The organism is Methylocella sp., from assembly GCA_037200525.1.
Classification (GTDB): Bacteria; Pseudomonadota; Alphaproteobacteria; order Rhizobiales; family Beijerinckiaceae; genus Methylocapsa.
Genome location: JBBCGG010000001.1, coordinates 3,912,641 through 3,925,013, shown reverse-complemented (window position 1 = coordinate 3,925,013; position 12,373 = coordinate 3,912,641). Strand labels below are relative to the sequence as shown.

The 12,373-nt window shown below is 59.9% G+C and carries 12 protein-coding genes; 4 read left to right on the top strand and 8 right to left on the bottom strand.

The window, feature by feature from the left end; genetic code table 11:
• Positions 1-123: 123 nt before the first annotated feature.
• Positions 124-750: an HdeD family acid-resistance protein gene (locus WDN46_19275; GenBank protein MEJ0095463.1), complete on the bottom strand. Its 627-nt coding sequence runs from the start codon at positions 748-750 to the stop codon at positions 124-126.
• A gap of 563 nt (positions 751-1,313) precedes the next feature.
• Between WDN46_19275 and WDN46_19270 the strand changes: the two genes are divergently transcribed.
• Positions 1,314-1,751, top strand: a complete 438-nt coding sequence (locus WDN46_19270) for a universal stress protein (GenBank protein ID MEJ0095462.1) — start codon at positions 1,314-1,316, stop codon at positions 1,749-1,751.
• A gap of 64 nt (positions 1,752-1,815) precedes the next feature.
• On the opposite strand, the gene WDN46_19265 is transcribed toward WDN46_19270, so the two are convergent.
• Entirely contained in the window at positions 1,816-3,534 is a 1,719-nt protein-coding gene (locus WDN46_19265) for a bifunctional protein-serine/threonine kinase/phosphatase (protein ID MEJ0095461.1), read from the bottom strand.
• Positions 3,535-3,688: 154 nt separating this feature from the next.
• On the opposite strand from WDN46_19265, the gene WDN46_19260 reads away from it, so the two are divergent.
• Positions 3,689-4,903: a nitrate/nitrite transporter gene (locus WDN46_19260; protein ID MEJ0095460.1), complete on the top strand. Its 1,215-nt coding sequence runs from the start codon at positions 3,689-3,691 to the stop codon at positions 4,901-4,903.
• A 23-nt stretch (positions 4,904-4,926) separates the two neighbouring features.
• Here the strand turns inward: WDN46_19260 and WDN46_19255 are convergent, their stop codons facing one another.
• The 4 genes from WDN46_19255 to WDN46_19240 form a co-directional block, all read right to left on the bottom strand.
• Positions 4,927-5,796: a DUF2306 domain-containing protein gene (locus tag WDN46_19255; protein MEJ0095459.1), complete on the bottom strand. Its 870-nt coding sequence runs from the start codon at positions 5,794-5,796 to the stop codon at positions 4,927-4,929.
• Between the two features lie 224 nt (positions 5,797-6,020).
• Positions 6,021-7,760, bottom strand: a complete 1,740-nt coding sequence (locus WDN46_19250) for a SulP family inorganic anion transporter (GenBank protein MEJ0095458.1) — start codon at positions 7,758-7,760, stop codon at positions 6,021-6,023.
• 72 nt (positions 7,761-7,832) lie between these two features.
• Positions 7,833-8,105 (bottom strand): helix-turn-helix transcriptional regulator, encoded by a 273-nt coding sequence (locus tag WDN46_19245; GenBank protein MEJ0095457.1) that lies wholly within the window; start codon positions 8,103-8,105, stop codon positions 7,833-7,835.
• A gap of 137 nt (positions 8,106-8,242) precedes the next feature.
• Positions 8,243-8,881: a cadmium resistance transporter gene (locus tag WDN46_19240; GenBank protein MEJ0095456.1), complete on the bottom strand. Its 639-nt coding sequence runs from the start codon at positions 8,879-8,881 to the stop codon at positions 8,243-8,245.
• Between the two features lie 414 nt (positions 8,882-9,295).
• Here WDN46_19240 and WDN46_19235 point away from each other — a divergent pair, with 414 nt between their 5' ends.
• Positions 9,296-9,838, top strand: coding sequence for a hypothetical protein (locus tag WDN46_19235; GenBank protein MEJ0095455.1), 543 nt, complete (start codon positions 9,296-9,298; stop codon positions 9,836-9,838).
• Between the two features lie 48 nt (positions 9,839-9,886).
• Here WDN46_19235 and WDN46_19230 read toward each other — a convergent pair.
• Positions 9,887-10,644, bottom strand: a protein-coding gene (locus tag WDN46_19230) for an IS5 family transposase (GenBank protein ID MEJ0095454.1) whose coding sequence is annotated in 2 segments (ribosomal slippage) — positions 9,887-10,305 and positions 10,305-10,644 — 759 coding nt in all. Because the reading frame shifts where the segments join, the coding sequence is not laid out codon by codon here.
• A gap of 367 nt (positions 10,645-11,011) precedes the next feature.
• Here WDN46_19230 and WDN46_19225 point away from each other — a divergent pair.
• Positions 11,012-11,188: a hypothetical protein gene (locus WDN46_19225; protein ID MEJ0095453.1), complete on the top strand. Its 177-nt coding sequence runs from the start codon at positions 11,012-11,014 to the stop codon at positions 11,186-11,188.
• Here the strand turns inward: WDN46_19225 and WDN46_19220 are convergent.
• Positions 11,185-12,353, bottom strand: a protein-coding gene (locus WDN46_19220) for an IS3 family transposase (protein ID MEJ0095452.1) whose coding sequence is annotated in 2 segments (ribosomal slippage) — positions 11,185-12,089 and positions 12,089-12,353 — 1,170 coding nt in all. Because the reading frame shifts where the segments join, the coding sequence is not laid out codon by codon here. The genes WDN46_19225 and WDN46_19220 overlap by 4 nt on opposite strands.
• Positions 12,354-12,373 lie beyond the last annotated feature (20 nt).

Here is a 12,373-nt window from a genome sequence, read left to right as displayed (position 1 = left end):
AAGCGCGGAGCCGCGACGGGATTGGCGATGATCTCGTCGCCGATCAAAGACCCGGCCGCAGAATCGAAAAGATTCCAAAGGCCGAGAAGGCGTCCGTTCGATCGTTATAGCCATCCTTCGCCGTCAAGCGGCGAGGCGAACGGATTCGGTTTTGCGCGCCGCCATCGCCATGGCGATCAGCGACGAGCCGCCGAACACCAGATCAATGCCGACAAGAAGGCCAAGCGCCCAGGCGAAAGCGCCCGGCAAGCCAGAGATGACTATGCCTGCAAGGATAAGATCGATAACGCCATTGACGACGAGCCACTGCCATCGGTCCGAGAGATCTTTGCGGTGCTCAAGGGCGAGGATTATTGTCAAGATGCCGTCCACAATGAAATAGGCGATCAGCACATACGTCAAAGTGATCAGCCCGTGCAGCGGATTCCAGAGCAGCACTAGGCCCGCGATCAGCACGACGAATGAAGAAAGCTCCGACCACCAGAATCCAGGAGCCGTCCGCGCGCTGAATGTCGCGACGAGGCCTGCGACTCCGGCGAAGAGAAAAAGCCATCCGACGAATAATGTCGTCGCCACGCCCGCAACAAGCGGCGCGGCCACCGCCGCAATACCGAGAATGACGAGAATGATTCCCTCGGCCAGGAACCATTTCCAATGGTCGCTGAGGGTTTTTCTCAGCGCGCCGGGGATGTCCCCGCCGCCGAAAGGTTGAGTTGAAGACGTTGCTGGCTTTCCTGCGGATTCGACCATGACTTAATCCCCCAATATGAGCTGGCGTCTCGCAATTCTCCCTTTCATTCCGAGGAGCAGGCAAAGCCATGTCTCAAAGGAATGATGCCATCACTTTCGCGCCGCTCTCAGCTTCGAGACAGTTTTCCGAAGTTAGGCCCGCCTGACTTCACAATATTCAAAAGCGGCTCTCGAAAGAGTCAGCATAAAATCTCCAGCATGACAGCTGAAGCGAGCGCCGCGCCAAGCAAATTCTGGGCGGCCAGTTCACTAAATGATTATAGCGCCAAATAACGCGGGTTGGCCAGCACGCGATAGCGGTGAAGAAGCGCTCAGGCCAGCTCCCCGCCGGCCAGATGCCGGCCCCTTCGGCGCTTGATCTTGAGAAGACCGCCTCGCGGCTTTAGAAAGAAAGGCGGGGTTGATCTGCCGGCGCTGTCAGGCGCAGCAAAGTTTCAGTGAGTTGACGCGCGGGCGCCAAAATGGATTGATCGACGAATTCAAACGATATGCCGCGACCTTAAAGCGAAATCGGATTTGACCACATTCTTGGGCGGGAAGACGCGCCATCAAAAGGGGAAGTTATGTACAAGAATATCCTTATCCCAACAGATGGCTCGGAGCTCGCCGAGAAAGCGGTCGAACACGGCCTTGCGCTGGCGAAGGCGATTGGAGCCAAGGTCGCGATCCTGACGGTCACGGCCCCGTTTCGCGTCTTTACGACTGAAGCGGCGATGATCGAAGATACGGCTGCCGCGTATAAAGAGCGCGTTGCGGCGGATGCGGAGAGAGTCCTCGGCGCTGCGGCGGCTGCGGCGAAGGCGGCGGGCGTTGCGGTCGAAACCGTTCAAGTTGAAGACGACCGTCCATATCAGGCGATCATCGACACGGCGAATTCGAAAGGGAGCGACCTCATCGTGATGGCCTCGCATGGACGGCAAGGCATTTCCGCGTTGGTTCTGGGCAGCGAGACGGTGAAAGTTCTAACGCATTGCAAGATACCTGTTCTCGTCCATCGCTAAAGCAGGGCGTCAAGCCGAAGATCATCGCTTCGGAGCCGCGCGATTGAATTGGTCATGCCGCGGTTCAATGCCTGCGCAGGACCGCAATCGACGTGATGAGCAGCGCCGCAAGGATCGCGGAAACCACTTTCCAGAACGTCAGCGGGTTGCGGGCGTAGAGCGGCTCGCGCGGGGCCGGTCCTGGCCGTCCGCGATCCGCCCCATTCTCAAGCTCGAAGATCAGTTCGAGAACGTCGGCAAATCTGTCATCCGGGCGCACGGCGAAGGCGCGGGCGAGGACGCGATCAAGCCATGCGGGCAAGTCGGGCCGAAGCTTTTCCAGCGGCGCCGGCCGGCCGAAGCGGGGGTGGGAAAATGGCTCGATCTCGCCGTAAGGGCCGGCGCCGGCGAACATCCGGTAGATCGTGACCCCAAGCGCGAATTGATCAGACTTTTCATCGCCAGGCGCGCCGGTGATCAGTTCGGGAGCCATGTAGCTCGGCGTGCCGGGAGCCGCCTCCATCGGCGCATCCTCGAAGTGCGGCAGACGCGCCACGCCAAGATCGATCAGCTTCAATCCACCGTCAGCCAGTAAGACGACATTATCCGGCTTGATGTCGCGATGAATGATGCCGGCGCGGTGCAGGGCGGCGACCGCTTTGGCAAGTTTGATTGCGATGCTAAGCCCCGATGCGAGGCGCACGGCGGGCGGCCGCCGCAGACGGCGCTCCAGCGTTTCGCCCTCATAGAACGGCATCACCGTATAGAGGCAACTCCGCCGCTGCGCCGAAACCTCAACGCCCTCGCCCACAAAGGGGCTGCGCACGCGCGTTGCGATCCAGCTCTCGCGGAGAAAGGCTTGGCGCAAGACGGCATCTTCGCCGACTGAGGGCTTTGGGAATTTTATGATCACCTCTTGCTGCGAGATCTCATCTATCCCTCGGAAAACCCGGTTGTACCGGCCATCGGCGAGCATGGCGCCTAAAAAATAGCCATCCACCCTGTCTCCAACGTTGCGGGGCGCCAAAATCGGCAACGCCGCCGCTGTCAGCCGGAGATCCGCAAGATTGGCGGCCGGAAGGCTGAGAACGTCGACGACGAGCGCGGTAGCATTGTCCCCGCCGCGCGCGGCGAGCGCGGCGCTGACGATTTGCGTCGCTGTTTCGTCGGGCGCGGCGTCGCGCGCGAGTTCTTCCTGCAAGCGCCGGTTGGACAATACGCCGTGAACGCCGTCGGTGCATAAAAGAAATCGATCGTACACGCGCGGCTCTTCCATCAGATAGTCGATCTGTACTCCTGCGGCTGGTCCGATCGCGCGCGTCAGAATGTGATTTCGGCCCGCGCCGCTCAAGGTGTGATCCTCGGTCAGCAGCGTCAGGCGATTATCGCGAAGGCGGTAAAGCCTAGTATCTCCAAGATGGAGGACATGCGCCTGCCGCCCGCGCAGAATCAAGGCCGTAAAAGTGCATCCCATGTTCTGCAGGGCGGGATCGGTGCGTCCGATCGCATGAGTCCAGCGGTTCACCGCCTCGAGGCTGCGCGCGCCCGCTTGTCGCACGCCTTGCGTCGGCGGCTGGCTGAGATAGCCATCGATGAAATTGCGCACCGCGAGCTCCGCGGCAACTCGGCCGCCTTTGGCCCCGCCCACGCCATCGGCGATCGCAGCGATGACGCCAAAACGCGCCCGCTGGTCCGGCGTCCCTGCATAAAATCCCGCGTAATCCTCATTGCGCTCGCGGCGTCCCTGCTCAGAGCAAAGGCCGACGCGCACATCGAGGCAATCGGTTAGAGGCTCACTGGTCAAGATGGCGAGCTCTGCGACTAACCCGCTGCGGAGCAGTCGATTGTCTCGACTGGGGTGAATGCATACCGGCGCACGGCACAGCGATTGCTTTCCTAGAGCGGAGCTGAATGCGCCAGTCCTCTTTGGCGGCGAAGTCCCTTGTACGTGAGGCGTAATGATCAAGCGAGAGTTCTTAAAAGCCGGCCACCTCCCAACGCTACTCTCCGCCTTCTTCTATTTCGACATGAGCTTCATGGTTTGGGTGATCCTCGGCCCGCTGGGAATTCAGATCGCCAGCAGCCTGCACCTTGATGCGGTGCAAAAAGGCCTGATGGTAGCCTTGCCCGCTCTCGCCGGTGCGTTTTTGCGCGTGGCGATGGGCGTTTTGGTCGATCGGGTGAAGCCGAAGCTGGCCGGCATTATCGGTCAGACGGCGGTGATCATCGCCGTGCTCGCCGCTTGGTTTTTGGGAATTCACAACTTTCCTCAAATCCTGCTTTTTGGCGTTGCGCTCGGAATCGCCGGGGCCTCATTCGCCGTTGCGCTGCCGTTGGCCTCGCGCTGGTATCCGCCTCAATATCAAGGGATTGCGCTCGGAATCGCCGGGGCCGGCAACTCCGGGACGGTGTTCGCCGCCTTGTTCGCGCCGAGTCTTGCGGTTGCGTTCGGCTGGATCAACGTCATCGGCCTCACCGCAATTCCGCTGACCATCGCGCTCATCGTCTATGTGATCTTCGCCAAGGACAGTCCCAACCCCCCGCCGCCGAAAACGCTAAAGGAATACGCTGCGGTGCTGAAACTCAGCGATTCCTGGTGGTTCATGTTCTTCTACGCCGTCACTTTCGGCGGCTTTTCGGGGCTCGCGTCCTCGCTCAGCATTTATTTCAATTCTGAATACGGCCTCAGCGCCGTGACGGCTGGATATTTTACCGCCGCCGCGGTTTTCGCTGGGTCCATGGTGCGGCCGATCGGCGGCGCCTTGGCGGATCGCATCGGCGGAATCCGCACATTGACGGTCATGTACGCGGTGGCCATGACCGCTCTGGCGATCGTCAGCTTCCGTCTGCCTCAGCCCGGGATGGCGCTGACGTTCTTCGTCTTCGGCATGCTGGCGCTGGGAATGGGGAACGGCGCCGTGTTTCAACTGGTGCCGCAGCGCTTCAGATCCGAAATAGGGGTGATGACCGGCCTCGTCGGGATGACCGGGGGCATCGGCGGTTTCTACCTCGCGTCAAGTCTTGGTATATCGAAACAGCTCACGGGTTCTTATCAGATCGGGCTTCTGATCTTCGCGGCGCTAGCGGGTTTGGCTTTGTTTGGCCTCTTCGCCGTGAAGACCCGCTGGCGCACCACCTGGGGTGCGGCCAGCCTCGTCTCCGCGAAAATCTAACGGGTCATTAGCGGAGCGCGCACTTACGACGAAGCGCCAACAATTCTATTCACGATGGCGGGCCCCCAATAAGAAGTTGCGAAGTAATATGTGGCGATCGCAAGGAAAACTGTCGCGCAGTTCAATAGGATTGCCGCGCCGATTTTGGCGGGGGAGCTGGCGCGCGGCTGACGCGCGCGGATGAAAGCCTCGGCTATGATCAAGTTTGGAATGTAGAAGAAAAAGAACATTACAAAATCGAACGGCCCATCGAAAGACCGCGTGTGGCCGGCGGCGTGAGCGATCATATGCCAGAACCCATAATCCATCCGGTAGAGCCACGATCCGATGGCGAGCGCGAAAAGGCGGATCGCCCAGGCGCGATGCTCATCGAAACGTCCTTGCCGAGCCCGCCATACCGTCATGACCGCTGCGATGACCATTAGCGCGCCGTACAAACCAAAGCCAAGGCTCATCGGCGCCCCGCCGATCGTTCCTTCGAGCGCGATGAACGAAAGGCCACCCAGTCCCGTCAACAACGCCGCGGACGCATAGAGGCGCCCGATCCAGCGATGCAGCCGAGGGGCGCGCCTGCGAACCGCTCCGATCAATTGCACGGGGCCAAGCAAGAGCACGATCGCTCCGGTCGCAAAATGCGCGCCGATTCCGATCGTCCCAAGCACGCTGTCCGGATTATAAAGACGCGGGAGCTTTGCGTTCCATTGATCTGGGGCGCCCTGATACGCTGCGCCTAGATAGTACGCCATTATGTAGAGGCCGAAGATGGCTGCGCTGATCCAAGCGACGGCGACGAGAGCCTTGGCCGACCAGCGCAACGCCGCAGCGCCGCCATTGTCTTTCACCGGCCTGGACGAAGGCGTGTCGATGAAGTCGGCGCGGTCGGATGTTGTCATTGTGGGCAATTCTCCCGATTGCGGACGACGCCTTATAGCGTAGCTGCGCCGTCGCGCGACAGGCTCTGGGCGCCGTTGTGATCAGGCGTCCGGGCCAGTCTGGCGCAATCGGCGCGCCGACGCCACGCCGCGTTCGATCGTTTTAGTTCGCCGCGCTACGGAGTGATTTCAGGAGCGGCGAATCGCATTGCGGCTGTAATGCTCGCGCTGTGCGCTCGTGGCCGTCACGCAGCGCCGACGACTGGGGCCGGCTCGCTATCCTGGTCTTCGACGCCTCCCCGTCGCGCGGCTGTCAGCGCATCCGCCAACTTGTTCTTGAACCGCACTAGGGGCGGGCGCAGGCCGTGGGTCATCAGAACGCGACGAATAGCCGGCCGGGCGCCGGCGAGGTAGATGGCTGAGCCATGCCGTCGCGCTCTCCGCGCAAAACCTCCGATCGTTGCGGCCGCCGTCGAATCGATCATTGGCACAGCCGAGAAGTCGATCACATAGGCCTTCGGATGCTCGCCGATGCTATCAAGCGCCGCCTCGACGCTCGCCGCCGCTCCGAAGAAGAACGCCCCGGAGATTCTGTAGACCACGATATCGGGGTCGGTCGCGAGCGCAGCGTCGTATGGCTTGCGTCCGTCGCCTATCGCGTCGGCCATGTCCTCTTCAAAAAGCGGCTGCGCGCCTTCGATCTCAACGGCGCGCGCCATGCGATGCAGGAACAACAGCGCGCCGATTGCAAAACCTATGAGAATGCCCTCGGTCAAGTCGCGGAACACGACGAGCAGGAAAGTCGCAAGCAGGACCACGGCGTCGCCCACCGACGCGCGAAACAAGGTCGTAAATTCATGTTTCTCGGCCATATTCCAGGCGACGACCGCGAGTACGCCGGCCAGCGCTGCAAGCGGGATATAGCGCGCCAGCGGCGCCGCGACGAGCATGAATAAGAGCAAGAACGCCGAGTGAAGCATGCCGGCGACAGGGCCGCGGGCGCCGGCCCGGACGTTGGCTGCGGTGCGGGCTATCGTGCCGGTCACGCAGATTCCTCCAAATAAGGCGGATGCTATGTTGGCCGCACCCTGGGCGACGAGCTCACAGTTCGACCGATGCCGTCTCCCGCTCATGCTATCGGCGACCACGGCGGAGAGCAGGCTTTCGATGCCGCCGAGAAGCGCAAAGGACAGGGCGGAAGGAAGCATCATGCTGATCTTGTCGATCGACAGGGTGGGCAAGTGCGGGACCGGGAGCGATTGCGGGATGCCGCCAAATCGCGTGCCGATTGTTTCCGCCCTCAGGCCAAGGAACTGCGCCGCGATGGTGGCTAGCGCGACCGCGATCAGAAAAGCCGGCAAGTGCGGCCAGAAACGGCGCACAGTGAGGATGGAGCCCACCGCAAGCGCCGCGATCGCGACGGCCTCCACATTGGTCGTTGGCAGCGCGGCGGCCAGCGTCTGGAGCTTTGGGATGAACGGCCCCGGTTCCTGGCCGGCGAGCGTCAGGCCAAGCAGCTCCTTGATCTGGCTGGTGAAGATGATGACGGCGATGCCCGAGGTGAAGCCGACGGTGACAGGGTAGGGGACATATTTAATGAAGGCGCCGAGCCGCAGGAACCCCATTGCGAGCAGGATCACCCCCGAGAGCATCGTCGCGAGGATGAGGCCATCCACGCCATACTGCGCGACGGTGGCGGCGACGAGAACGATAAACGCTCCGGCCGGCCCCCCGATTTGGAAACGGCTGCCGCCGAGCGCAGAGACGAGGAAACCGCCGACGATCGCCGTATAGAGGCCGCGGTCGGGCGTCACGCCGGAGGCGATCGCGATCGCCATCGAAAGCGGCAGCGCGACGATTGCAACCGTCAGGCCCGCCACAATGTCGGCCTTAAAATCTCGAATGCCGTAACGCTCCCGAAGGATGGTTACGATCTTCGGCGTGAACAGTTCGGCGAAGGTGGGTTCACGCGTCTGGGCTACCATCTCGATCCGCTCATTGTCGCTGCGTCGGCGGCTAGTCGGCTCTTTGCCGCGACCTGCCGCCGCTCATTCGCGTCAGACGGAGTCGCCGTTCAGGATCTTGGCGTGCTTGAAGCGCACGCCGCGACCGCTGCCGACGCTCTTTACATTGTCTCCGATGAGTTCGACGCCGGCGGCATCGAACGCTTCGACGACCTTGGTCAGAGTGTCGATGACGCCCCGCACGTTGCCTTCGCTCGACTCCATCCGCTGGATGGTCGGCAGCGACACGCCTGAGAGCTCGGCAAGCTGACGCTGGTCGATGCCAAGCAAGGCGCGTGCGGCGCGCATTTGCGCGGCCGTGATCATGAACGCTCCATTTGACGTTTCCGATTATATAAGAAGTTAGGATTGATGTCTAGAACATCAACGTAGACGTTTTATCATTGAACATTGAACGATTCTGACCGAGCTGAAGGCGAGGGGGTCCGAGGGAGGGATGCGCTTCATTCGATCCAGACATCGGCCGGCGTCTCCAGGAACACCAGCGCGCCGATGCCTATGAGAAGAAACGGGAGCGCCCATTCCGCAAAACGCTCCAGATAGAGTCGCAATACGGGATGCTGCGCGAGATAGCCGGCGGCGGCGCTCATGAAAAAAGCCGTGGCTACTACCGCCCCGAAGCATGCAAGGAAAAGCGCCGGTTTGAGGTCGGCGAATATCGGGGTCAATATGCTCACGGTGTCGCTGCTGTTTGCCAGCAACATCAGCGCAAAAGCCGCATAAGCCGAAAGCGCGATCGACTCCCGAACTTCGATCTTTTTTGCTGATGCATCCGGCGTTCGGTCGAAGATCAGCTTGAGCAAATGATAGCAACCAAGGCCGATCGGGATCAAACCTAAGTAGCGAATTTTTTCGATTGGAAGATGGCTGGCGCTATTGGCTAGCGCAAAACTCACCAGGACGACGATCAAACAAACGAGAAGAAAAGCAAGTTTGACGAAGAGAGGCCGATAGCCCGGTTTGGCGCCATAGGCTGATAAAATGATGAGATTGTCGAAGTTCGTCGACATATAGGCAATCGCGGTCACGCCCGCGACGCCCGCGGCGTCGATCAAGATGTTTGCGGAAGGAAGGGCGCTCACGTCGTCGCTTCAACAATCTTGCCCGCGGCCCGGGGAAGCCGATTGGCGTCGCCGCGCCACCGTTTGTAAAGCGCTCGAGCATCAAGAGCAACGCTGGCGCTCACAAGCGGCGATTGATGGAATGCCGCCACGGTCCCCGCCGGGCGCGGGGTCGCTGGCTTGGCCGCCGATCTTCAACTAACATCCCAATCGGATCACCCGATAGGGGCGGACCAGTCGGCTCGTCTCGGTTATCTCTAAGGCTTCTACGCATGGCGACGACGACTATCAATTTGGATGCCCGCGACGACGGCGCGGCGTCTGTTTAAGGGCTGGATGGCTGAACCGCCCTCCGCCCCTCGAGGTGGTCATTCTATGATGCGTCCTGATGCGCAAAGTTCTGATGCTTAGGCCGTGCACTCAAGGATCAGCAGCATGAACGTAGGCATAGAGCATCTTTACAGTAAAACTCCCCAAAACCGCATTCTAAGGGGTGTATTCAGGGTTGCAACCACAGTATATAATTCTTGCCGTCAAACTATAACGCTTTCACACAAGGGAGTAAAAGTAACAGTCCCCTTGAAAGCTTATCTATACAATGATGGAGGATGGAAGATTTACCTTCTTGGTAAGCTTGTACCTAAGGGCGGGGCGCTTGTTGATGTTGGGGCTAACCTCGGCCAAACGTTGATAGAATGGAAATTATCCGGAGCTAGTGGCCAGTACGTTGGGTTTGAGCCGAACTATGCGTCTGCATCGATCCTCTCCGACATAATTAAGTTTAATCACTACGATGATTCGTTCGTGGCCCCCGTTGGGCTATCAAATATTGAAAAATTGTACCTGACAAAGGGTATGTCCACTGATCAGGCTGCGAGCATCGTGAGCGACCTCCGGCCTGGGCGCCCTTATGATATCCAAATAATCCCAGTTACCGCTTTGACGATATTGTCGACAAAATTGGATTTTCAGAAATAAATTTTATCAAAATTGATGTTGAGGGCGCAGAAAATCTAGGGTCCAGACTCACAACCAGTAGCAAACGGTAGCGGCGATGCAGACTGTGGCGAGGAAGTTTAATGCGTTTCGGTCGTAGCGGGTAGCCACGCGCCTGAAGTCTTTCAGGCGGCAGAACATGCGTTCGATGGCGTTGCGGTTTCGATAGAGGAAGGGCGAGAAGCAGTTCTTCCACCTGCGATTGGCCTTGGGCGGGATATTCGGCATAGCTCCGCGCTCCTCGACCTGCCGACGGATCGCATTTGCGTCGTAGCCCTTGTCGCCATGGAGGATTTCGCAAGGAGGAAGTCGCGCGATAAGCTCCGCGCCCGCCGAGCAATCGGCGATTTGGCCGCCGGTGAGCATGAAAGACAGCGGGCGGCAGTCCGCATCGGTCAATGCGTGGATTTTGGTTGTGCGCCCGCCGCGCGAACGGCCGATGGCCTGATTCTTCTCCCCCCTTTGCCGCCACTGGCCGAGCGATGCGCCTTGACCGCCGAGGAGTCGATGAGGACCTGCGCCGGCGGCCCGCCTGCTTGCGCAAGCGCGTGGAACAGATCGATCCAAACGCCCTTAGCAGCCCAGCGAACGTAGCGATTGTAGAGAGTCTTCTTTGGCCCGTACTCCAGCGGCGCGTCAATCCAGCGTCCGCCAGATTTCAGCACATGAATGATCCCGCTGATCACCCGGCGATCATCGACGCCCGCCTTGCCGCGCGTGTCCGTGGGAAGATGCGGCGCGATCTTCGCGAACTGCGCGTCCGTCAGCCAGAATTGATCCCGATTCATAGTCGCTTCCTTTCGGAAGCTGTGAATCACAATCCGCCTGTCACGCCAACCATTTTATGGGTCTGGGCCCTAGTTCTGATTGGGATGCAGCATAGCATACAGAGATATAGGCCTCTCATCCTGTGTGAGGTGCTATTTGCCGCAGATACCGCAGATTGGGATACGTATACAACGAGAATTTCTGAATTAGAAGAGTTACTCAAATATATGAAGTATAGTATTTATCAGGTAATAAAAAGCGATGATAAGATACTGCTCGACAATATCTCGACTCTCCCGCGGGAAGTTTGGACAGAGCAAAATGCAACGCTGTGTGACTATGTCTTTGCCCCAGGCGCTTTGGATTCCGTCGCTTGCGAAATTAGCATTGGCAGGGCGTAACGGCGCCCTGGCGGCCATGCCGCGCGGCGTAGGCGACGGTCCCGCCGTGGCCGACGCATCCCCCGAGAGGGCATTGGCGGATTTTGCCGGCGGCGTTCTCAGGGGGCAAGATGCTGAACTGCGCATGGCCTGCCCCCATGGGGTGATCCAGTTTGAATGTTAGTGCATTGTCGGCCCTGGCGCTATTGCTGGCGTGGCGGGCGAAGCTGGTCCGGATTGCGAAGCCGGCCATTGCAGGGTCTCCGGGGCTGGCGGCTTGTAGCCCAGCGATGAGTGCGGGCGCACGGTGTTGTAGTGGCGTCGCCATCGCTCAATGACGACCTTCGCCTCCTTGAGAGTGTAGAAGATTTCACCATTCAAAAGCTCGTCGCGCAGCTTCGAGTTGAAGCTCTCGCAATAGCCGTTCTCCCAGGGACTGCCCGGCATGATGTAGGCGGTCTTCGCGCCGACGGCGGCAATCCAGTCACGCAACGCCTTGGCGATGAACTCCGGGCCGTTGTCGGAACGAATGTGGATCGGAACCCCTCGCAAGATGAAGAGGTCCGAGAGAACGTCGATGACGTCCGCTGCCTTCAGCTTCCGGTTAATCCTGATCGCGATGCATTCGCGGGTAAATTCGTCGATGATATTCAGCATGCGATATTTCCTGCCATCATGAGTGCGGTCCTCGACGAAGTCATAGGACCAGACGTGGTTGGGGCATTGCGGGCGCAGCCGGACGCACGAGCCGTCATTGAGCCAGAGACGCCCGCGCTTGGGTTGTCTGGCCGGAACTTTCAGCCCCTCGCGTCGCCAGATCCGCTCGACCCGTTTGACGTTGACCTTCCAGCCTCGCTCCCACAACATCGCCGTGATGCGGCGGTAGCCATAGCGGCCGTACTGGATGGCGAGCGCCGTGATGTCGGCGATCAATGCCGCTTCGTCATCGGGCTTGGTCGGAACCTTGCGCTGCGTGGAGCGATGCTGACCGAGAACCCGGCAAGCGAACCGCTCGGAAACGCCATGTTCGGCGATCACATGCTCCACGCAGGCGCGACGACGCGCGGAGCTCAGAAGTTTCCCGAGGCAGCCTCTTTCAGGATCAGCTTCTCAAGCGTCAAATCGGACACCGCTCGACGGAGCCGCGTATTCTCCGCCTCCAGCTCCTTCAGCCGCTTCACCTGATCGCCCTTCAGGCCGCCGTATTCCGACCGCCATCGATAGTATGTAACTTCCGTCACCCCTATCGAGCGGATCGCCTCCGCGACCGGTCGCCCTTGCGCGCTAAGCACTTCGACTTGCCGTAGCTTCGCGACGATCTCTTCCGCCTTGTGTCTTTTCCTCGGCATTGCGCAGTCCTCCATCAGGC

Excerpts from the sequence above, each read along its gene's own strand:
- WDN46_19275 (MEJ0095463.1), bottom strand. The coding sequence starts at position 750 with ATGGTCGAATCCGCAGGAAAGCCAGCAACGTCTTCAACTCAACCTTTC.
- WDN46_19270 (MEJ0095462.1), top strand. The coding sequence starts at position 1,314 with ATGTACAAGAATATCCTTATCCCAACAGATGGCTCGGAGCTCGCCGAG.
- WDN46_19260 (MEJ0095460.1), top strand. The coding sequence starts at position 3,689 with ATGATCAAGCGAGAGTTCTTAAAAGCCGGCCACCTCCCAACGCTACTC.
- WDN46_19255 (MEJ0095459.1), bottom strand. The coding sequence starts at position 5,796 with ATGACAACATCCGACCGCGCCGACTTCATCGACACGCCTTCGTCCAGG.
- WDN46_19250 (MEJ0095458.1), bottom strand. The coding sequence starts at position 7,760 with ATGGTAGCCCAGACGCGTGAACCCACCTTCGCCGAACTGTTCACGCCG.
- WDN46_19245 (MEJ0095457.1), bottom strand. The coding sequence starts at position 8,105 with ATGATCACGGCCGCGCAAATGCGCGCCGCACGCGCCTTGCTTGGCATC.
- WDN46_19235 (MEJ0095455.1), top strand. The coding sequence starts at position 9,296 with ATGAACGTAGGCATAGAGCATCTTTACAGTAAAACTCCCCAAAACCGC.